This window comes from Alcanivorax sediminis (genome assembly GCF_009601165.1).
GTDB classification, from domain to species: domain Bacteria; phylum Pseudomonadota; class Gammaproteobacteria; order Pseudomonadales; family Alcanivoracaceae; genus Alcanivorax; species Alcanivorax sediminis.
On the sequence record NZ_WIRE01000001.1, the window covers coordinates 1,916,644 to 1,936,081 of the forward strand.

Here is a 19,438-nt window from a genome sequence, read left to right on the forward strand (position 1 = left end):
ACTGCCTTACGTCGACCGGGTGACTCACTCGAGTCCTAGTTCGTTCTCGTCCTATATGTGATCTATATCACGAAAGACGGCGTGCACTCTATCATTGGCAACCCCCTGATATGTAACCATTTGTCGGACAATAGATTCTTTTTTGCACAAATTTAATAACTCACGAAGAGAGCATGATTTTGCTTATCAGGCGTCCGGCGTAGGAAATGGCCCTGTTTCTGAGCCGTGTCGTATGACAGGCAAGTGACCGGCCCATATCGGTTAAATATCCCCCGCAGGAGGCTGCGATGGCCGGTCAAATCCCGTATCATTGCGGCCCTGAATTGGGCAGCCCCCAACCCCCCACTGGTTAATCATATAAGGCGCACTATGCTGATCCTCTCCGGAAGTCCGGCCCTGTCCGCATTTCGTAAGGAAAAACTGCTGGAGTCCCTGCCCGGGATTTCTGCCATTTCAGCCCGTTATGTTCACTTTGTGGCTCTTCATGAATCCCTGACTGCGGACCAGCAGCAGGTATTGGAAGGCTTGCTGCAATATGGCCCTACGCTGGAAGAGGATGAGGTAGACGGTGAGCGCTTTGTGGTGGTGCCTCGTCCGGGCACCATTTCTCCCTGGTCATCCAAGGCCACGGATATCTGCCATAACGCCGGCCTGACCCAGGTGGAGCGAATTGAGCGCGGTATCGAGTACCGGGTTGCCGGTGGCACAGACCGTGCGGCACTGGCTGCGGCGCTCCACGACCGCATGGTGGAAGTGGTGTTGGCGGAGCTGGACGACGCGCAAGCCTTGTTTGTTCACCATTCGCCGCGAGAGTTGTCCACCGTGGATATCATTGACGGTGGTCGTGCTGCGCTGGAGGCGGCCAACGGTGAGCTGGGTCTGGCATTAGCTGACGATGAAATCGATTATCTGGTGGAGCAGTTCACCGCGCTGGGGCGTAACCCGGCTGACGCTGAGCTGATGATGTTTGCCCAGGCGAACTCTGAGCATTGCCGCCACAAGATCTTCAACGCGGACTGGACCATCGATGGGGAAGAGCAGGATCTGAGCCTGTTCGGCATGATCCGCAATACCTATAAACATGCGCCGGAAGGGGTGCTAAGCGCCTATAAGGACAACGCCTCCGTGGTTGCCGGTCCTGTGGCCGACCGTTTCTTCCCGGCACCGGGCTCTGCCAAATACCAGTTCGTTAATGAGCCGGTACACCTTCTGATGAAGGTGGAAACCCATAACCACCCGACGGCCATCGCGCCGCACCCGGGTGCGGCCACCGGTTCCGGTGGTGAAATCCGCGATGAGGGTGCCACTGGCCGGGGTTCCAAGCCGAAAGCCGGCATGACGGGTTTCTCGGTGTCTGATCTGAATATCCCCGGCTTCAAACAGCCCTGGGAAAAGGGCTATGGCAAGCCGGGCCGCATCGCCTCCGCACTGGACATCATGATTGATGGCCCGCTGGGCGGAGCCGCGTTTAATAATGAATTTGGTCGTCCCAACCTGTGCGGCTATTTCCGGACCCTGGAAATCCAGGCACCGGGAGTGAACGGTGACGAGGTGCGCGGTTACCACAAGCCGATCATGATTGCCGGTGGTATGGGTAACATCCGCGATGGCCATGTGGAAAAGGATCCGATTAAGGAAGGCGCGAAGATCATCGTGCTGGGTGGTCCGGCCATGTTGATCGGTCTCGGCGGTGGCGCAGCCAGCTCCATGGCCTCTGGCCAGTCTGATGAAGCGCTGGATTTTGCCTCTGTGCAGCGTGACAACCCGGAAATCGAGCGCCGGGTGCAGGAAGTGATCGACCGCTGCTGGGCCATGGGCGAGGAAAACCCCATCGTCTCCATCCACGATGTGGGCGCGGGCGGTCTGTCCAACGCACTGCCGGAACTGGTCCACGACCACGACATGGGCGCGAAACTTGAGCTGCGCAAGATTCCCAGCTCCGAGCCCGGCATGAGCCCGGTGGAGATCTGGTGTAACGAAGCTCAGGAACGCTATGTGCTGGCCGTCATGCCTAAAGATATCGAGACCTTCGATGCTATCTGCAAGCGTGAGCGCACCCCCTATGCGGTACTGGGTGAAGCCACCAATGAAGAACATCTGACCGTTAGCGATGAGCACTTCGGCAAGCCGCCGGTGGATCTGCCCATGGACCTGCTGTTCGGCAAGCCGCCGAAAATGCAGCGCAGCTTCGATCGCGAAGATTTCCAGCGCCAGGCCTTCTCCACTGACGGCATCGATTTGAAAGAGGCAGGTGAGCGCGTACTACGCCTGCCGACGGTAGCGTCCAAGAGTTTCCTCATCACCATTGGTGACCGTTCCATTACCGGTCTGGTGCACCGAGACCAGATGGTCGGCCCCTGGCAGGTGCCTGTGGCGGACTGTGCCGTCACCGCCACCGGCTTTAACCAGCGGACGGGTGAAGCCATGGCCATGGGTGAACGTACCCCGATTGCCATGGTAGATGCGCCGGCCTCCGGTCGCATGGCGGTGGCCGAATCCATCACCAATATTGCCGGTGCCCATATCGGTGATCTGGGTCAGATTCGTCTGTCTGCCAACTGGATGGCCGCGGCCGGTCACCCGGGTGAAGACCAGGCGTTGTTTGATACCGTGAAAACGGTGGGCATGGAACTGTGTCCGCAGCTGGGTATCGCCATTCCGGTGGGCAAGGATTCTCTGTCCATGCGCACGGTGTGGAATGAAAAGGGCATCGACAAGAGCGTGACTGCACCGCTGTCACTGATCATCTCTGCCTTCTCTACCGTGACCGACATTGACCTGACGGTAACACCGGAACTCAAGACCGATGTGGACAGTGAGCTGCTGTTGCTGGATCTGGGCCGCGGGCAGAACCGTCTGGCCGGCTCCGCGCTGGCGCAGGTGTACGGCAAAGTCGGCGATGTGGCGCCGGATCTGGACGACGCCAAGGATCTCATCGCGTTCTTCGAAGTGACCCAGCAGCTGCTGGCTGAGCGCAAGCTGCTGGCCTATCACGACCGCTCCGACGGTGGTCTGTTTGCCACATTGACCGAGATGGCCTTTGCCGGCCGTACCGGTCTGGATATCAGTGTGGATCATATTGCCGGCGATACGCCGGAAGCGGTCGCCGCGCTGTTCGCTGAAGAGCTGGGTGCGGTGATTCAGGTGGCCGACGAGCATGTGGCTGAAGTGCTCAAGCGTTACGACGATGCCGGCCTTAACCAGTGCGTGACCCGTCTTGGCCGTACCGATGCCGACGACGTGATTCGGGTGCGTTTGGGCGGCGGTATTCTGCTGGAAACCCCGCGTCGTGACCTTCAGCGTATCTGGGCCGAAACCAGTTACCGGATTCAGGCGCTGCGTGATAACCCGGATTGTGCCCGTCAGGAATTCGATGCGATTCCGGTTAGCAATGCTCCCGGGCTGAACGTGCGCCTGACCTTCGACATGACCGAAAATCCGGCGGCCCCCATGATTAACACCGGGGTGCGTCCGCAGATGGCGATCCTGCGCGAGCAGGGAGTCAATGGCCAGACAGAAATGGCGGCGGCGTTCGATCGTGTGGGTTTCGATGCCATCGACGTACACATGAGCGACCTGCTGGAAGGTCGTGTGAAGCTGGAAGACTTCAAGGGGCTGGTGGCCTGTGGCGGCTTCTCCTACGGTGACGTATTGGGCGCCGGTGGCGGCTGGGCCAAGACGGTGCTGTACAACGAAGCGCTGCGTGATGCCTTTAACCGCTTCTTCTTCCGCGAAGACACCTTTGCGCTGGGCGTGTGTAACGGCTGTCAGATGCTGTCTCACCTCAAGGATCTGATCCCTGGTGCCGAGCATTGGCCGCGGTTTGTACGCAACCTGTCGGAACAGTTCGAGGCGCGCACTTCCCTGGTGGAAATCCAGAACTCCCCGTCCATCCTGTTGCAGGACATGGCTGGTACCCGCATTCCCATCGCGGTGGCCCACGGTGAAGGCCGTGTGGAGCTGGCGGACGATGCCCTGAACCGTAATCTGGAGCAGCGCCTGGTAGCTCTGCGGTATGTGGATGGTCTGGGCAATCCCACTGAGCAGTACCCGGCTAACCCCAATGGGTCTCCCCAGGGCGTGACCGGTTTCACTACCACCGACGGGCGTGTGACCATCATGATGCCGCACCCGGAGCGTGTGTTCCGCGTGCTGCAAAACAGCTGGATCCCGGACGACTGGCGTGAACATGAAAACGGCCCCTGGCTGCGCATGTTTGCCAATGCCCGCAAGTGGGTGGGGTAAAAAGCAGTTAACAGTGAACAGTGAATAGTTAACAGCTGAACAAAAGGCGGAAGTGGCTTGACCATTTCCGCCTTTTTTATGGCCTTTTATGAACTTGAGGGTGGGGCGCAAGGCGGCCAGAATCAAACGATTGTTTGAATGTGTTTTCGCTGTTCATTATTAACTGTTAACTATTCACTGGTGTTCCTGTGTCCGAAAAAACCACGGAAAAAACCTACGGCCCTTTTGAGCTTCGCAGTGCCTACCAGTCCGAGCCGGTGCCAGATGACTTTGTGCAGCGCCGTCGCATCAGCACCGCGATTCGTACGCTGTCCGAGCGGTTAATTCGGGTGGAGGCTGATGAGCCAACGCTGACCGGCTGGGCGGACCAGCTTGAGGCGTTGGTGGATGCCGTCGGGCAGCCTGAGCGCCGGGACAGCCGTCAGGCCAATCGCAAGCTGTTTACGGGGGCGGCCACCATTGGCGACCTCTATCACATGATGGATTACGATCCGGTGGGCGGCGGAGCCAACCCGATTGCGCCGCAAATCGATTGGCTCAGAGAGAGTCAGGATGGCGTGGAGGGGAGCCTGTGGCTGGGTCAGCAGTACCAGGGGCCCCCCGGGCGAGTGCATGGTGGTGTGGTGTCCTGGATTCTGGATGCGGTGCTGTCTCGCGCTCTGCATGCGTCCTATCGTCTGGGCGTCACTGGCACCCTGACCATTCGCTACCTGGCGGGTTCGCCAATTGAAGACACCCTGCATTGCCGTGCGCATATCGTCCGTCAGGAAGGCCGCAAGATCTTTATTGAGGGCGGTATCTGGCACGGTGACACCCAGACTGTTCACGCGGAAGGCGTGTGGCTGACACCGAAGAGCCTGAGCTGACCATGACTGAATCGCTATTCCATATACGGGACATTCGTGTGGCGGAAGCCCCCGCACCAAGCCCCCGTGCGGAACTGCACCGCGAGTTGGGGCGTGCCCTCGCCGAACTTAATGAGCAGGTGTTGCGACTGGATGCCTCCGAAGAGGCGCTGCGAGGTTATATCGAGCAGGCACGGCTCCTGAAGTCGGCAATGGCAGCGCAGGGCCAGCGTGATTACAGTACGACACTGCGACGTCTGCTGGACGGCGAGGGGACGGGCGATGACGTCACCGATCTGGTGGATTTCGAGATCCTCACCGGCAAGGCGTCACCCTTGTCTCCGCCGCTTGAGTTGTGGCTCGAGGGTGACAAGGTAAAAGGGCGTGGCACTTTTGGCCTCGCCTTCCAGGGCCCTCCGGGGCGGCTGCATGGTGGTGTACTCGGCCTGGCGCTGGATATCCTGCTGGCAAAGACGCAGGATTTCGTGGAGCAGATTGGCGTTACCGGCACCCTTAAAATACGCTATCTGGCGGGTACACCGATTCTGAAGCCGGTGGAATTTGAGGCCCGTCTGGTGCGCATGGAAGGGCGAAAACTGATGTGTGAAGGCTCAGTCTGGGTGGATGGCCAGCAGACCGTTGCCGCAGAGGGTATCTGGATTTCTCCGCGGGGAGATTACCGGTTAAAACCGGAGTACGCCGAGCTGGAAGCCGCCATCCGCGCCTGAGCCGGGAGTCGTTATGTCAGAACTGACCTATAAACTCTGTTTCTATGTGCCTGAAAGCCACGTTGAGCAGGTAAAGAATGCGGTGTTTGCTGCTGGAGCCGGGCACATCGGTAATTATGACTGCTGTGCCTTTCAGGTGCGTGGTGAAGGGCAGTTCCGGCCCCTGGATGGCAGCCAGCCGTTTCTCGGGCAGCAAGGTCAGGTAGAAGTTGTGGCCGAGTATCGGGTGGAGACCATCGTCACCGGGGCCCATCTGCACGCCGCCATCAGCGCCCTGAGATTGGCGCACCCCTATGAAGAACCCGCTATTGATCTGTTCAGGTTGGAGCCGTTGCCGGAATAATTGTGAGCTGTGAGCTGTGAGCTACAAGCTACAAGCTACAAGCTACAAGCTACGCCTGGATTAGGACAACCCAAATAGTTCCCGGCTCATATTTCTTCGAAGCCGCGACAGACCCGTTTCTACAGCTGGGTATACCGAGTGTTCTATCGAAGCAAAAGGCCCGTCCGGGTTAACGGGCGGGCCTTTTGCGCTAGGCATCAGGCATCAGGCGTCAAGCCGCCGAGCGGCCTGTCAATCCTCGCTGGGGCGTCGCTGTAAGGGCGCAATATCCTGACAGCGAACCGGGAATGTGCCGCTTTTCAGATCTTCGATATAGAAGCGCAGGGTGCGGCCAATGGTGGGGAAGGCCAGTTCGTCCCATGGGATCGCGTCCAGCTCAAATAGGCCCGCATCGCTACTCTCCTCGCCCACGCCGTACTTGCCATCCTCAATGCGCCCAAGAAAGAACACATAGACCTGGTTGATGTGCGGCAGGTTAAAGACGGTGTAGAGGTCATCGATGGCGACCGTTGCGCAGGCTTCCTCCCAGGTTTCCCGTGCGGCGCCTTCCTGGAGGGTTTCGCCATTTTCCATAAAGCCGGCGGGGAGGGTCCAGTACCCCTTGCGCGGTTCAATATCCCGCTTGCAAAGCAGTACCTTCCCATCCCAGATCGGCACCGCGCCAACCACGATCTTGGGGTTCTGGTAATGGATTGTCTGACAGTTTTCGCACCAATATCGTGGCCGATTATCGCCCTCGGGTATGCTGAATTGAAGGTTTGAATGGCCGCAATGGCTGCAAAAACGCATGAATTCTCGCTTAACTGGCTGAGCGTGGTAGACCAGAGTTTACAGCACTTTTCAGCGATACCCTATCCGGGGTATGGGCATGCCGGCCGAGAGTGTGTATAAAAAATAAACGGTGTTTTTGTGATGCTTGTCACTATTTCCTGACCTTTAAAAATAGCCGGAAGAATTAGTGTCACCCCGTTGGGGGAGTCATAGACTAACCCTCCGGGCTGATACCATCAGTCACCTGGCCTGAGGGGCAGGTTCGGAAGGGACAAATTTTCCTTCACCCTTGGGTGGGTGGGGGAAGGGGGAATCAGAAATGGATGCTTCGATGGCGCAGGGAACGCGTGGCGACAGTAAAACCTATCTCGTTGTTTCTCATTGCAATAACCTGGCAATTCGCTTGCTGGCGCGTTCCATTGAGAACCAGCGTGGTGTGGCCTGCACAGCCATCACCCGGGAAGACCTGTTCTGTGATCAAATCCAGGATGATCTGGTTCTGATCAACGTACTGGACTTCTCCTCTGCCGAGATTGAACGGTTGCTGGGACGGATCCAGGAAAAGATGCCCATGTGTCGGGTGATCCTGGTCAATGCCGACCGCGGTGACAATATCTTCTTCCTGCTCAACTGGCCGGTGGTAAAAGGGGTTATCTATCAGCAGGACAACGATACCCTGATCTCAAAAGCCATTGATGTGGTTTGTAAGGGGCGCAGCTGGTTTCCACGTAATTACATGGATTATCTGGTTCGTCATCGCAAGACTCCCACCCGCTGTGGTCACGTGTTTGAGAGTCTCACCAGCCGTGAAAGGCAAATGCTCGATCACGTGGTAAGAGGGATGAGCAATAACGAAATTGCCGATGCCCTTTGCCTGAGTACCCATACGGTGAAAGCGCACCTGCAGAGCCTCTACCGTAAAGTGGGCGTCAAGAACCGGGTTGGTGTAATGCGTTGGGTACACGAAAATCACCTGGAAGAAGAAAGCCGCTGATCCGGATGGCCGCCAGCGGCATTGCCCCTTGCCTCGCCCCTCCCTTGCTATGTGAGGCAAGATCGTGATTCAGCCTTAACGAGACTTGCCGCAGAGCCCGTTGCTGTTCAAACTACCGTTTGAATCATTGGGTCTGGAGAGTATTGTGCTCGACTTGCTCAGGCAGCGTTTGCCTGATTACCAACGCACGGAATTACCTCTGGCGTTGCCGGAAGCCGCCGTATTGATGCCCTTGGTGGATGCCCCGGATCCCCGCGTCATTCTGACTGTGCGATCCAACTCAATGCCCACCCATGCTGGCGAAGTGGCGTTTCCGGGCGGGAAGCGAGACCCCTCTGACAAGAGCCTTCTCATGACCGCACTTCGGGAAACAGAGGAGGAGGTTGGGCTGGCCCGCGAGTATGTGGATGTCCTGGGGCAGCTTTCGCCGCTGGCCTCGCGCTATGGTATGAAGGTCACCCCCTTTGTCGGCATTGTGCACCCTGATGCACAGCTGCAGGCGGAACCCGGTGAGATTGACACCATCTTTCAGGTGCCACTGACATTCTTTCTGGATGAGACGCCAGAACTGTCGAGCCCAATTGACTTCTTTGGTCGCCGTTTCCGAATCCCCAGCTATTACTATGAAGACAAGCGGATCTGGGGCCTGACCGCCTTCATGATTCTGGATCTGATCAACCACGTTTATGATGCCGGTATCGAGTTTGATGTGAGCCACTGGCCGGCAGACAGGGAACAATAATCATGATTTACAAAATTGGCAGCCGTCAGCTGGAACAGCGCGGTAGCGGCCACTGGATTGCCGACAACGCCACCGTGATTGGCTCGGTGGTGATGGAAAGTAATACCAGTATCTGGTTCAACGCGGTACTGCGGGCGGATAACGACCTGATCGAGATTGGTGAGAACACCAATATACAGGACGGTGCGGTACTGCATGTGGACCCTGGCGTGCCCATGAAAATTGGCCGTGATGTGACCGTGGGTCACAAGGTCATGCTGCACGGTTGCACTGTTGGTGATAACAGCCTGATCGGTATCAATGCAGTGGTGCTGAACAAAGCGGTGATTGGCAAGAACTGCATTATTGGCGCCAATTCCCTGGTGCCGGAAGGGATGAAAATTCCGGATAACTCCCTCGTGATGGGTTCTCCTGCCAAGGTGGTCAAGGAAATCACCGATGGGCACAAGGCCATGTTGACCATGAGCAGCATGCACTATGTGGCCCATGCCAAGGAGTTCAGGGAACATCTGGAAGTGGACGAACGCTACCATCATGACTGATCGGCAACGGGTCTCGCCCTGTGTATCCATCTGTGCACTGGACGAGAACGATATTTGCGTGGGCTGTTTCCGTTCGGGTGGGGAAATCTCCATTTGGGGCTTGTTGACCGACGATGAGAAGGACGAGGTCTATCGCCGGATCGAGCAGCGCATGAACGGCGAAGCGGCACCGTGTGTGGTGAGAAGCAGGAAGGGCAGCGAATGAGTAATGGCAACCTTACCCAGAGTGGCGGTAAACCCGTCGTGGGCCTGGCGCTCGGCAGCGGGTCGGCACGGGGCTGGGCTCATATCGGTGTGATCCAGGCGCTGGAAGAAATGGGGATCCAGCCTGAGGTGGTTGCCGGTACCTCCATTGGTGCCATTGTGGGCGGAGCCTATGTGACGGGTACGCTCAATGAATTTGCTGAATGGGTGCAAACACTCACCGTCAAGGATGTGGTCGGCTTGCTGGATATCAGCTTTTCCGGCGGGGTAGTGAAAGGCGAAAAGCTGTTCGGCTTCTTCCGCGAGCATCATGAGAATCCGCAGATCGAGGCGCTGGACAAGAAGCTGGTGACCGTGGCCACGGACATGAAAAGTGGTCGTGAGATCTGGATTACCAAGGGCCCCATGCTGGATGCTGCGCGAGCGTCCTGTGCGCTACCTGGGCTGTTTTCCCCGTTTAATCTTCAGGGCCGCTGGATGCTGGACGGGGGTCTGGTCAATCCGGTGCCGGTATCTGCCGCCCGTGCCATGGGCGCGGACGTGGTCATAGCCGTCAATCTCAATGCGCAGCTGGTGGGTGGTCATATGGCAAGGGACACGCGCAGTCAGGTGGAAAGGCAGGATGCTTCCGAGGAAGAGCGCAGCATCTGGCAGAAGATGATGGACTACTTCACCACCGGTGATGGTGAAGATCCGGGTTTCTTTGATGTGGTGGCATCCAGCATCAACATCATGCAGGACCGTATTACTCGCTCCCGCATGGCAGGTGATCCGCCCGAGGTCACCCTGGTGCCACTGCTGGAGGATTTTGCCTTGATGGATTTTCATCGCGCCAAGGAGGCTATTGAAGAGGGGCGGGCACTGGTGAAACGCCACGAAGACGATATTCGTGGTTGGGTGGGGTCGGCATTGGCGGACAGGGTTTGAAAGGCAATTAATAGTTAATAATGAATAATTAATAACGTCGCGATCAGCGCCGTTATCAGTTTCAAACGTTGAGGCCGCGCCCAGATTCTGGACGCGGCCTCAACGCTTCAAGAACAAGGAAAATCAAAATCTCTAGCTATTCATTATTAACTATTAATTCTTCTCCGCTTTCCTCATCTTCGCCGCCTTCACCATATTGTCCTTCACCTGCAGGATCTCGATTTGATAATCGAAGATCTGCACCGAGATGTTGGCATCCGGGATGTCCTGGAGATACTCCAGAATAAGGCCGTTGAGGGTTTTAGGACCGTCGGTGGGCAGCTCCCATTGCAGCGTTCGGTTGATATCGCGCAGAGTGGAGGATCCGTCGATCACGTAGGTGCCGTCTTCCTGTGGATGAATATCCTGACTGGTCGCTGCCAGGTCGGTGGTGAATTCGCCGACGATTTCCTCAAGAATATCCTCGAGAGTGACCAGGCCGAGCACATCCCCGTACTCGTCGACGACAATGCCGATGCGGCGCTTTGCGTTCTGGAAATTGATCAGCTGCTGGTGCAGTGAGGTGGCTTCTGGCACGTAGTAAGGCTCTACCGTGTGCTGCATCAGTTCGGCCTTGTTGATTTCTTCCTTGAGCAGCAGGCGGCTGAGTTTACGCAGGTGCAACAGGCCAATCATGTTGTTGGGGTCGCCATTGTACACCGGCAATCGGGTGTGCTGGCTGGAACGCAGTGTGGTGAGGATGTCGTGCATGTCATCCTCCAGATCGATGCCGACCATCTCGTTGCGCGGCACCATGATGTCTTCCACGGTGACCGTTTCCAGATCAAGGATATTGAGCAGCATCTTCTGGTGATTTTCCGGTATCAGGCCGCCGGCCTCGTTCACCACTGTACGCAATTCTTCCGGACTCAGGTGATCGTCGTCCTGCTCATTGGCATTGATTCCGCCCAGGCGCAACAGAACATTGCTGATGCCATTGACCAGCCATACCAGGGGAGCAAGCAGTGTCTGCAGCGGTTTCAGGGCCAGACTGGCCGGGAAGGCCACCCGCTCCGGACGCATGGCGGCGAAGGTCTTCGGGGTGATTTCGGCAAACACCAGCATGATGATGGTGATGACGACAGGCGCCACGGCGGCGCCGCTATCGCCCAGCCAGCGGATCGCCAGAATGGCGGCCACCGTTGCGGCAAAGTTATTGACGAAATTGTTGCCGATCAGAATGACGGAAAGTAACCGGTCTGTGCGCTTGAGTAGCGTCTCGACCCGGGAGGCGGCTTTATGCCCCTGACGGGCAAGATGACGCAGGCGGTAGCGGTTAATCGCCACCATGCCGGTTTCACTGCTGGAAAAAAAGGCTGAGCCAAGAATCAGCAAGATCAGGGCGCCTATCAGCCACCCGTCAGAGAAGGTATCCAAGGGAAAAGTCGTTTATCCGCCAGTTGGGTAGGTATTGTTCGGGGTAGGGGAGAGGGGTGTCAAGGAGGTGGTGATCAGTTAATAGTTAATAATGAATAATTAATAGCTCGCGAGCTGGTGTTGCCGCGTTCTGTAGGCATTGAGACTGCACCCGAAATTCGGGCGCGGTCTCGGCGTTTCGTGTGCTTGAAGCGGCTGGCCGCGACGTTATTAATTGCGGTGCAGGATGAACTCCAGCACCAGCTGGCTGCCGAAAAAGCCTACCAACAGCACCGTAAACCCGCTCAGGGTAAAGCGAATAGCTGTGCGGCCGCGCCAGCCTCGCAGGTGGCGGCCAACCAGCAGGGTGGCGAAGACCACCCAGGCAATCAGGGTCAGTACCGTTTTGTGGACCAGATGTTGGGCGAACAGATTGTCCACGTAGAAGAAACCGGAGGCGATGGCGATGGTGAGCAGGGTTTCACCCACCCAGATGGCCTCGAACAGCATGGTTTCCATAACTTGCACCGGCGGGAACAGGCGCATGAGTCCGCGGATGTGGCCTTCTTTGAGCTGATGATCCTGAATCTTTACCAGAATGGCCTGCGCGGCGGCGATGGCCAGCACCGCGTAGGCAAGGATAGAGAACAGCACATGGGTGCCAAGCCCATGGGCCAGTGGTTGGACATTGTCGGAGCTGATCCAGAGCATGCCGGGCAGGGTCAGGGCGGCGAAGGGGTAGACGATGGCGTTGATCCACTCAAACGAACGGCGCAGGCAGGAAACCAATACTGCCAGTACGCACGTGGCGGCCACTGTGGAGGCGGCAGTAAACAACCCCAGGTAAAGGCCAGTCGGCGTCACCATGATGCCCCACAGGCTGACGATGTGGGCAATCAGGGCCAGGGAGCCGGGAATCAGGATGGATTGCCGGGAAGGCTGTGTTTGTCCTCTGAACTGGGAGAACACAAACAGGCTGGCCAATGTGTATAGCGCGAAGGCGGCAATGCCGCTGATCACGGAAAGCGTCATGGGTGCAGATATCCGTCAGTCGCCGGCGACGAAATTGCCGGGCAATCCGAAGAAGTCTGGCATAGGCACAAGTTGACTATCAACAATCATTCTCATTTTGCGGCGCGGTTTGGTCTGGCCCCATGACGTTGGCTGTCAATGAGGGCTATAATCGCGCCCCTGTCCCTGCCATGGTGTTAGCCATGGGCAGACAAGAGGATTTGGAGGTAGCACCATGTTCGAGAATCTCACCGACCGGTTGGGATCGTCGCTTAAAAACCTGGCAGGTCAGGGTTCCCTGACCGAAGACAATATCCGCGACACCCTGCGTGAAGTACGCAAGGCGCTGCTGGAGGCCGATGTGGCCTTGCCGGTGGTGAAAGAGTTTGTCGAGCAGGTAAAGGAAAAGGCGCTGGGCCAGGAGGTGCTGCAAAGCCTCAACCCGGGCCAGGCGTTCGTCAAGATCGTCAACGACGAGCTGGTTCACACCATGGGCGATGCCAACGACGCCCTTGATCTGGCTGCCAAGCCGCCCGCGATCATTTTGATGGCCGGTCTGCAGGGTGCCGGTAAAACCACCTCTGTGGCCAAGCTTGCCCGTTTCCTGCAGGAGCGGGAGAAGAAGAAGGTCATGGTGGTGTCCGCTGACGTGTATCGTCCTGCGGCGATTGAACAGCTGAAAACGCTGGCGGGCGAGGTTGAGACCAACTTCTTCCCGTCCACCGGGGATCAGGATCCGGTGGATATCGCCAGTGCGGCACTGGATGAAGCGCGTCGTCGTTACATGGATGTGCTGATCGTCGATACCGCGGGCCGTCTCCATGTCGATGAAGACATGATGAGCGAGATCAAGCGTCTGCACGCAGCGATCACCCCGGTGGAAACCCTGTTCGTAGTTGATGCCATGACGGGTCAGGATGCGGCCAACACCGCCCAGGCCTTCAACGAGGCGCTGCCCCTGACGGGTGTGATCCTGACCAAGGCAGACGGTGACTCCCGCGGTGGTGCGGCGCTGTCGGTGCGCCAGCTCACCGGCAAGCCGATCAAGTTCATCGGTATGGGTGAGAAGACCGACGCCCTGGAGCCCTTCCATCCCGACCGTATCGCCAGCCGTATTCTTGGCATGGGCGACGTGCTGTCGCTGGTGGAAGAGGCCGAGCGCAAGCTGGACAAGCAGAAAGCCGAAAAAATCGCCAAGAAGTTCAAGAAAGGCAAGGCGATGGACTTCGAGGATCTCAAGGACCAGTTCCAGCAGATGCGCAATATGGGCGGTATGGCAGGCCTGCTCGACAAGCTCCCCGGTATGGGCGGCATGATGCAGGCAGCCCAGGATCCGGCTGCCCTCAAGCAGATGAAACATATGGAGGCCCTGATTGACTCCATGACGGTCAAGGAACGCCGAAACCCCGACATTATCAAGGGCTCGCGCAAGAAGCGTATTGCCATGGGGGCCGGGCTGGAGATTCAGGATTTGAACCGCCTGATGAAGCAGCAGAAGATGATGGCCAAGATGATGAAGAAGATGCGTACCAAGGGCGGCATGAAGAACATGATGCGCGGCCTGGAAGGCATGATGGGAGGCAATGGTGGTCCCGGTGGCATGGGCGGTATGGGTGGCCCAGGTGGCGGCATGCCGCCGATGTGATTGGATGCTTCATACACCACGCATCATGTAGCACGCGGGCAGGGCAGGTGAGAACCTCCCTGCCCGCGCTGCGTTTGGGGTGCCTGCTTTCCACCTGGGAGCCCGGCTTACCCTGGCGAACCGTGCGTAGCACGGCATTGTCATGGGCCGACAGGGGCTGCTCTCCATATGACAGAGTAAAGCCAGGAGCGGGTGCCGACAGCCTGACCCTCGCTGAGGCTCAGGTTCGCTCTGGCAAGCTGAGCTCCTGTGCGGGCGGTCATGGCAGGCTTTGGGTTTGCGAAATGCTTGTTGCTGGCCGTATCTGCCTGTATAATCCGCGCCCTTCGCGGCTTGTCCTTTGTGTTTCACATCGGGGCTGGCTTTCAAGCGGATACGATGGCTCGCATTGCCCTCCTCGGCAGGCGGCCGGGAAACCGGATTGATAAAAAGGTAGATAAACCATGGTAGTTATTCGTCTCGCTCGCGGCGGTTCCAAGAAGCGCCCGTTCTACAGCATCGTTGTTGCCGATAGCCGTAACGCCCGTGATGGTCGTTTCATCGAGCAGCTGGGTTTCTATAACCCCATCGCCCGTGGCGGTGAGATCCCTCTGAAGCTGAACCTGGAAAGCCTGGATGCGTGGGTTGGTAAAGGTGCTCAGCTGTCTGATCGCGTCAAGACCCTGGTCAAGCAGGCCCGTAAGGCAGCCTGATGACCACTGGAGGGCAAGCGTCCTCTGAGCTGGAGGTGGTCGGTCGCATCCTTGGGGTGCACGGCCTGCAGGGGTGGGTAAAGGTGTTTTCCCATACTGATCCCCGAGAAAACCTCCAGCACTACCAGCCTTGGCACCTGAAACAGGGTGGCCAGTGGAAGCCGGTTAAAGTGACCGGCTTTCGCCCCCAGGGTAAGGGGCTGATCGCACAACTGGAAGGCATCAACGACCGGGATATGGCGGCAGCTCTGGTGGGGCAGGACATCGGGATTCCCCGTGACCTGCTGCCACAGTCTGGTGGTGGAGAGTACTACTGGCGCGACTTGATCGGACTCCGTGTTTTCGTCAAGGAAGGCGCAGATCTCGGCAAGATCGTGAAAATGCTGGAAACCGGTGCTAACGATGTGCTCGTGGTGCGCGGTGACAGCAACAGTCTGGATCGCCGAGAACGGTTGATTCCCTGGCTGCCGGATGATGTGGTCACCGAAGTGAATCTGGCCGATGGCAAGATGACGGTGGACTGGGACCCGGATTTTTAACATGACGACGGATTCGACGCCGTATGCCGTTACTCTGGTAACCCTGTTTCCAGAGATGGCAAAGGCGATTACCGACTTCGGCGTTACCCGGCGGGCTGTTGAAAATGGCCAGCTGAAGGTGGATACCGTGAACCCGCGGGATTTCACCGAAGATCGTCACCGAACCGTGGACGATCGCCCCTTTGGCGGCGGACCGGGCATGGTCATGAAGGTGGATCCGCTGGCGAAAGCCCTGCAGTCTGCCCGTGCTGCCAACCCGGCAGCCACCGTGATTTACCTGTCCCCCCAGGGGCAGCCGCTGACCCAGGCCAAGGCCGAGGCGTTGGCACAGCAGCCCGGCCTGGTATTGCTGGCAGGGCGCTACGAAGGCGTAGACGAGCGTTTGCTTGAGGCCGAGGTGGATGAACAGATCTCCATCGGTGACTACGTTCTCAGCGGCGGGGAACTGCCGGCGCTGGTGCTGATCGATGCGGTCAGCCGACTGATTCCCGGAGTGCTGGGTCACCAGGACTCCGCCGAGCAGGATTCGTTTTCAGGCGAATTCGAAAACCTGCTGGATTGTCCGCATTACACCCGCCCGGAGGTGTTCAACGGACAGGCAGTGCCGCCGGTACTGCTGAGTGGCAATCACGAGTTGATTCGCCGCTGGCGCCTCAAGCAGGCGCTGGGACGGACCTGGCAACAGCGTCCTGACCTGCTGGAACGTCGCCGGGCGCGGGGTTTGAGCAAAGAAGAGCAACAACTGCTGGACGAGTTCATCGCCGAGCAGTCGTTGCATACAGCAAAACCGAACGAATAGGAGCATTGCCATGAGCGGCAAGAACCTGATCATCCAGGGCATCGAAAACGCCCAGCTGAAAGCCGACCTGCCTGAATTTGGCGCCGGTGATACCGTTACCGTTCAGGTAAAGGTGAAAGAAGGTACCCGTGAGCGTCTGCAGGCGTTCCAGGGCGTTGTTATCGCCCGTCGTAACCGCGGCCTGAACTCTGCGTTCACCGTGCGCAAGATCTCCCACGGTGTGGGCGTTGAGCGTGTATTCCAGCTGCATAGCCCGATGATCGACTCTATCGAAGTTGTTCGTCGTGGTGACGTGAGCCGTGCCAAGCTCTACTACCTGCGCGACCGCTCTGGTAAGTCCGCACGAATCAAAGAAAAGATTCGTTAAGACCTGCGCAATCGGGTCTGCCGAGGGCGAATGTTGGTTCAGCCTTTGCTGTAGGGCATGCGGAATCAACCTCTGGACGGGCAGACCACAAGCTCCAACAAAAAAGCCGCCATCAAGGCGGCTTTTTTGTGTCTGGTGGGTAGTCAGCGAGGCGGGTTCATGCGATCAGACGAAATGACCCTGTCCCGGCCAGCGCGTTTGGCCTGGTACATTGCGATATCCGCCTTTTCGATCATGTCTCCAGGGGATGAGTCTGCGCTGGCATGTTCACTATGAACCCCGAAGCTCGCCGTTAGTTTGAGCGCGGGCTGATTTTGAATTCCGGGGATCGTGATATTCCTCAAAGCCTGTGCGCAGCGCTCTGCAATGCCAATGGCATTTTGTGCGTCGCTGCCGGGGAGTATCAGGAGAAACTCTTCCCCACCGTACCTTCCCACCAGATCATTATCCCGTAGGGTGTCGCGCAGGCTGTGTGCCACCAGCTGGAGTGCCAGGTCGCCGGTTTGATGACCATAGCGGTCGTTAATCTGTTTGAAATGATCTACATCCACCAGAACAACAGAGAGCGGTTTGCCACTTTGCTCGGCATGGAGAAAGGCCTGTTCCAGTACCTGGGTAGCATACCCTCGGTTGGCGACCCCAGTCAGTGGATCTGTGCTGGCCTGGAGCAAGGTTCGCGCTTCCCTGTGCCGCCAGGTGCTGGTTAGCGCGGCAACCGTGAAAGAATCTTTGAAAATGATCAGAGTGGCCGCCACGATCACCATCAGGTCATACCAGAGCTGGGCTGCGGGCGCATGAACAGGTTCAAGCAGGGGCTGATAGTGTGTTCCTCCCAGACTGATGGTCACCGCATAGGCCAGAATGGCCGCAATGGAAAGGGCAAAAATCAGTGCGATCTTTTGCGCCGGGAACAGCAACATGCCGATCAATATTGAGCCAGTCAGGACGATGCCGGTGACCAGATTGAACGGGCCGACCAGTAGCATCGACAGAATGCCGCTGACGCCAAAAAGGGCAATCGTCAGCTGGGCGAAAAGCTGGCCCTGGTCCTCCGACATGGCACGCTGAGCACCGAAATATCCCAGCGAAGCCCAGAACAGTGTGGCAGAGCAACCCCAGATTACCCCGGCCCAGAGAAGAGGGTTGTAGATCTCCTCTGTCCAGCGGGAAAGAATCAGCCCGGCCAGGCAACCAAAACCGATCAGCAGATAGATCGGTAGTGAAAGCCAGCAGATGAAAATGCTTTTTTCCTGGAGGGAACCATTTATCTGTTGACCGATGTACTGGTACAGGCGCGGTAACAGGGTGTTCATAAAGCGGTTGCCCCCAGAGTGATTATTATTTTCGGATGGCGCGATAAAGGGCCAGCAATACCACTGCACCAACGATGGCAGTAATAAAGCTGCCAATGCTAAAGCTACCCACAGACCCGCCGACACCGGTTATGGAGCCTAGCCAACCGCCCACGAAGGCCCCGGCAATACCGATGAGGGTGGTTATGATGAACCCCCCCGGATCTTTGCCGGGCATAATCCATTTTGCGATGATTCCTGCAATCAGGCCGAATGCAATCCACGACAGAATACCCATTTTTCTCTCCCTGGTAGCTCATTGACGTTATCACTGCCATAGATGCCAGAATCTGCGGCATTTGTCGTTCCATTGTGTCTACATAGGCGTAATATTTGGTAAAACAGCGTGTTACAGCCATCAAGGTAATGGATGACAACGACAACCGATGAACACTCGCGGCTCATTGATGCCTGGCTGGATCAGCAATGGCTGGAAAAGGGGCTGAGCGAGCACAGCCTGAGCAATTACCGCCGTGATGTGACTCAGCTCGCCTGCTGGCTGCAAACAAACGGCGAGGGGTTGCTGCGGTGTCAGCGGTTCGAGTTGCTGGAGTTTCTGGCTGATCGACACCAGTTGGGTATTAGCGCACGTTCAGTGGCTCGCCAGCTGTCGGCGATCAAAGGGTTCTACCGTTGGCTGAAACGGGAAGGGCGTATTACTGAGGATCCGTCATTATTGATCGAGCGCCCCAAAACCGGGCGCCCTCTCCCCAAGACACTGACAGAAGCGGATGTAGAGGCTCTGCTCAGGGCGCCGGACCTGGATACCCCGCTGGGGATGCGTGATCGAGCCATGCTCGAGGTGCTTTATGCCACCGGGTTACGGGTCACCGAGCTGGTGACATTGACCCAGAGTCAGATTAATCCGCGGCAAGGTCTTGTGCGTGTCGTCGGCAAGGGTGACAAGGAGCGCCTGGTGCCGCTGGGGGAGGAAGCATTGCACTGGCTGGTGCGCTACTTGCGAGAGGCCAGACCGTTGCTGCTGGGTAATGATCAGGAGTTACTGTTTCCCAGTCAGCGCGGCACCTGCATGACCCGCCAGACCTTCTGGCACCGGCTCAAGCAGATGGCGACTGTGGCAGGGGTGCAAAAAAGTCTCTCTCCTCATACACTGCGCCATGCGTTCGCCACCCATTTGCTGAACCATGGCGCGGACTTGCGTGTGGTACAGCTATTGCTGGGACATAGCGATCTTTCCACCACGCAGATTTATACCCATGTAGCCCAGCAGCGGTTACAGGATCTATACCAGAAACATCATCCGCGTTCGGGAACCTGATACGGTGACGGGGTTCTA

Annotated in this window: 20 protein-coding genes; 15 read left to right on the forward strand and 5 right to left on the reverse strand. The window is 57.6% G+C overall.

Features of this window, described 5'->3' with window-relative positions; all coding sequences use genetic code 11:
• The first annotated feature begins 369 nt into the window (after positions 1-369).
• The 4 genes from purL to GFN93_RS08750 all read left to right on the forward strand — a co-directional run bounded on the left by purL (position 370) and on the right by GFN93_RS08750 (position 6,161).
• Positions 370-4,245 (forward strand): phosphoribosylformylglycinamidine synthase, encoded by a 3,876-nt coding sequence (gene purL, locus GFN93_RS08735; RefSeq protein WP_153500614.1) that lies wholly within the window; start codon positions 370-372, stop codon positions 4,243-4,245.
• A gap of 188 nt (positions 4,246-4,433) precedes the next feature.
• The gene (locus GFN93_RS17565) at positions 4,434-5,111 is read left to right on the forward strand and encodes a PaaI family thioesterase (RefSeq protein ID WP_328594427.1); all 678 of its coding nucleotides are present in this window, start codon (positions 4,434-4,436) and stop codon (positions 5,109-5,111) included.
• Positions 5,084-5,818, forward strand: coding sequence for a PaaI family thioesterase (locus GFN93_RS08745; RefSeq protein ID WP_328594428.1), 735 nt, complete (start codon positions 5,084-5,086; stop codon positions 5,816-5,818). Before GFN93_RS17565 ends, GFN93_RS08745 begins: the two co-directional genes overlap by 28 nt.
• Before the next feature lie 13 nt (positions 5,819-5,831).
• Positions 5,832-6,161, forward strand: a complete 330-nt coding sequence (locus tag GFN93_RS08750; protein WP_153500615.1) for a Nif3-like dinuclear metal center hexameric protein — start codon at positions 5,832-5,834, stop codon at positions 6,159-6,161.
• A 231-nt stretch (positions 6,162-6,392) separates the two neighbouring features.
• Here the strand turns inward: GFN93_RS08750 and GFN93_RS08755 are convergent, their stop codons facing one another.
• Positions 6,393-6,950, reverse strand: coding sequence for an NUDIX hydrolase (locus tag GFN93_RS08755; protein WP_153500617.1), 558 nt, complete (start codon positions 6,948-6,950; stop codon positions 6,393-6,395).
• A 313-nt stretch (positions 6,951-7,263) separates the two neighbouring features.
• Here GFN93_RS08755 and GFN93_RS08760 point away from each other — a divergent pair, with 313 nt between their 5' ends.
• From GFN93_RS08760 to rssA, 5 genes are all read left to right on the forward strand, one after another.
• Complete coding sequence (locus tag GFN93_RS08760) at positions 7,264-7,926, forward strand: helix-turn-helix transcriptional regulator (protein ID WP_235901755.1); 663 nt, start codon at positions 7,264-7,266, stop codon at positions 7,924-7,926.
• A 145-nt stretch (positions 7,927-8,071) separates the two neighbouring features.
• The gene (locus tag GFN93_RS08765; RefSeq protein WP_328594429.1) at positions 8,072-8,668 is read left to right on the forward strand and encodes a CoA pyrophosphatase; all 597 of its coding nucleotides are present in this window, start codon (positions 8,072-8,074) and stop codon (positions 8,666-8,668) included.
• Between the two features lie 2 nt (positions 8,669-8,670).
• Positions 8,671-9,210, forward strand: a complete 540-nt coding sequence (locus GFN93_RS08770; protein ID WP_153500621.1) for a gamma carbonic anhydrase family protein — start codon at positions 8,671-8,673, stop codon at positions 9,208-9,210.
• Positions 9,203-9,415 carry a DUF1289 domain-containing protein gene (locus tag GFN93_RS08775; RefSeq protein WP_153500623.1) on the forward strand — a complete coding sequence of 71 codons (213 nt, stop codon included), beginning with the start codon at positions 9,203-9,205 and terminating at the stop codon, positions 9,413-9,415. Before GFN93_RS08770 ends, GFN93_RS08775 begins: the two co-directional genes overlap by 8 nt.
• The gene (gene rssA, locus GFN93_RS08780; protein ID WP_153500626.1) at positions 9,412-10,341 is read left to right on the forward strand and encodes a patatin-like phospholipase RssA; all 930 of its coding nucleotides are present in this window, start codon (positions 9,412-9,414) and stop codon (positions 10,339-10,341) included. The genes GFN93_RS08775 and rssA overlap by 4 nt, the downstream gene beginning before the upstream one ends.
• A 153-nt stretch (positions 10,342-10,494) precedes the next feature.
• On the opposite strand, the gene GFN93_RS08785 is transcribed toward rssA, so the two are convergent.
• Complete coding sequence (locus tag GFN93_RS08785) at positions 10,495-11,757, reverse strand: HlyC/CorC family transporter (RefSeq protein ID WP_153500628.1); 1,263 nt, start codon at positions 11,755-11,757, stop codon at positions 10,495-10,497.
• A 210-nt stretch (positions 11,758-11,967) separates the two neighbouring features.
• Entirely contained in the window at positions 11,968-12,768 is an 801-nt protein-coding gene (locus tag GFN93_RS08790) for a cytochrome C assembly family protein (protein WP_153500630.1), read from the reverse strand.
• A gap of 214 nt (positions 12,769-12,982) precedes the next feature.
• On the opposite strand from GFN93_RS08790, the gene ffh reads away from it, so the two are divergent.
• The 5 genes from ffh (at position 12,983) to rplS (ending at position 16,789) form a co-directional block, all read left to right on the forward strand.
• Positions 12,983-14,392, forward strand: coding sequence for a signal recognition particle protein (ffh, locus tag GFN93_RS08795; RefSeq protein ID WP_153500632.1), 1,410 nt, complete (start codon positions 12,983-12,985; stop codon positions 14,390-14,392).
• Between the two features lie 443 nt (positions 14,393-14,835).
• Positions 14,836-15,084 (forward strand): 30S ribosomal protein S16, encoded by a 249-nt coding sequence (rpsP, locus tag GFN93_RS08800; RefSeq protein WP_153500634.1) that lies wholly within the window; start codon positions 14,836-14,838, stop codon positions 15,082-15,084.
• Positions 15,084-15,623: a ribosome maturation factor RimM gene (gene rimM, locus GFN93_RS08805; protein WP_153500636.1), complete on the forward strand. Its 540-nt coding sequence runs from the start codon at positions 15,084-15,086 to the stop codon at positions 15,621-15,623. Before rpsP ends, rimM begins: the two co-directional genes overlap by 1 nt.
• Position 15,624: 1 nt before the next feature.
• The gene (gene trmD, locus GFN93_RS08810) at positions 15,625-16,422 is read left to right on the forward strand and encodes a tRNA (guanosine(37)-N1)-methyltransferase TrmD (RefSeq protein WP_153500638.1); all 798 of its coding nucleotides are present in this window, start codon (positions 15,625-15,627) and stop codon (positions 16,420-16,422) included.
• A 10-nt stretch (positions 16,423-16,432) separates the two neighbouring features.
• Positions 16,433-16,789 (forward strand): 50S ribosomal protein L19, encoded by a 357-nt coding sequence (gene rplS / locus GFN93_RS08815; protein WP_153500639.1) that lies wholly within the window; start codon positions 16,433-16,435, stop codon positions 16,787-16,789.
• Between the two features lie 143 nt (positions 16,790-16,932).
• Here the strand turns inward: rplS and GFN93_RS08820 are convergent, their stop codons facing one another.
• Both GFN93_RS08820 and GFN93_RS08825 read right to left on the reverse strand, forming a co-directional pair.
• Positions 16,933-18,102 carry a GGDEF domain-containing protein gene (locus GFN93_RS08820; protein WP_153500641.1) on the reverse strand — a complete coding sequence of 390 codons (1,170 nt, stop codon included), beginning with the start codon at positions 18,100-18,102 and terminating at the stop codon, positions 16,933-16,935.
• A gap of 25 nt (positions 18,103-18,127) precedes the next feature.
• Positions 18,128-18,379, reverse strand: coding sequence for a GlsB/YeaQ/YmgE family stress response membrane protein (locus GFN93_RS08825; RefSeq protein WP_153500643.1), 252 nt, complete (start codon positions 18,377-18,379; stop codon positions 18,128-18,130).
• 132 nt (positions 18,380-18,511) lie between these two features.
• On the opposite strand from GFN93_RS08825, the gene xerD reads away from it, so the two are divergent.
• Entirely contained in the window at positions 18,512-19,420 is a 909-nt protein-coding gene (xerD, locus tag GFN93_RS08830) for a site-specific tyrosine recombinase XerD (protein WP_153500645.1), read from the forward strand.
• Positions 19,421-19,438: the final 18 nt, after the last annotated feature.

What these genes read in the sequence shown, in the direction of transcription:
- purL (WP_153500614.1), top strand. Translation starts at nt 370, where the DNA reads ATGCTGATCCTCTCCGGAAGTCCGGCCCTGTCCGCATTTCGTAAGGAA.
- GFN93_RS08750 (WP_153500615.1), top strand. Translation starts at nt 5,832, where the DNA reads ATGTCAGAACTGACCTATAAACTCTGTTTCTATGTGCCTGAAAGCCAC.
- GFN93_RS08755 (WP_153500617.1), bottom strand. Translation starts at nt 6,950, where the DNA reads ATGCGTTTTTGCAGCCATTGCGGCCATTCAAACCTTCAATTCAGCATA.
- GFN93_RS08760 (WP_235901755.1), top strand. Translation starts at nt 7,264, where the DNA reads ATGGCGCAGGGAACGCGTGGCGACAGTAAAACCTATCTCGTTGTTTCT.
- GFN93_RS08770 (WP_153500621.1), top strand. Translation starts at nt 8,671, where the DNA reads ATGATTTACAAAATTGGCAGCCGTCAGCTGGAACAGCGCGGTAGCGGC.
- GFN93_RS08775 (WP_153500623.1), top strand. Translation starts at nt 9,203, where the DNA reads ATGACTGATCGGCAACGGGTCTCGCCCTGTGTATCCATCTGTGCACTG.
- rssA (WP_153500626.1), top strand. Translation starts at nt 9,412, where the DNA reads ATGAGTAATGGCAACCTTACCCAGAGTGGCGGTAAACCCGTCGTGGGC.
- GFN93_RS08790 (WP_153500630.1), bottom strand. Translation starts at nt 12,768, where the DNA reads ATGACGCTTTCCGTGATCAGCGGCATTGCCGCCTTCGCGCTATACACA.
- ffh (WP_153500632.1), top strand. Translation starts at nt 12,983, where the DNA reads ATGTTCGAGAATCTCACCGACCGGTTGGGATCGTCGCTTAAAAACCTG.
- rpsP (WP_153500634.1), top strand. Translation starts at nt 14,836, where the DNA reads ATGGTAGTTATTCGTCTCGCTCGCGGCGGTTCCAAGAAGCGCCCGTTC.
- rimM (WP_153500636.1), top strand. Translation starts at nt 15,084, where the DNA reads ATGACCACTGGAGGGCAAGCGTCCTCTGAGCTGGAGGTGGTCGGTCGC.
- trmD (WP_153500638.1), top strand. Translation starts at nt 15,625, where the DNA reads ATGACGACGGATTCGACGCCGTATGCCGTTACTCTGGTAACCCTGTTT.
- rplS (WP_153500639.1), top strand. Translation starts at nt 16,433, where the DNA reads ATGAGCGGCAAGAACCTGATCATCCAGGGCATCGAAAACGCCCAGCTG.
- GFN93_RS08820 (WP_153500641.1), bottom strand. Translation starts at nt 18,102, where the DNA reads ATGAACACCCTGTTACCGCGCCTGTACCAGTACATCGGTCAACAGATA.
- GFN93_RS08825 (WP_153500643.1), bottom strand. Translation starts at nt 18,379, where the DNA reads ATGGGTATTCTGTCGTGGATTGCATTCGGCCTGATTGCAGGAATCATC.
- xerD (WP_153500645.1), top strand. Translation starts at nt 18,512, where the DNA reads ATGACAACGACAACCGATGAACACTCGCGGCTCATTGATGCCTGGCTG.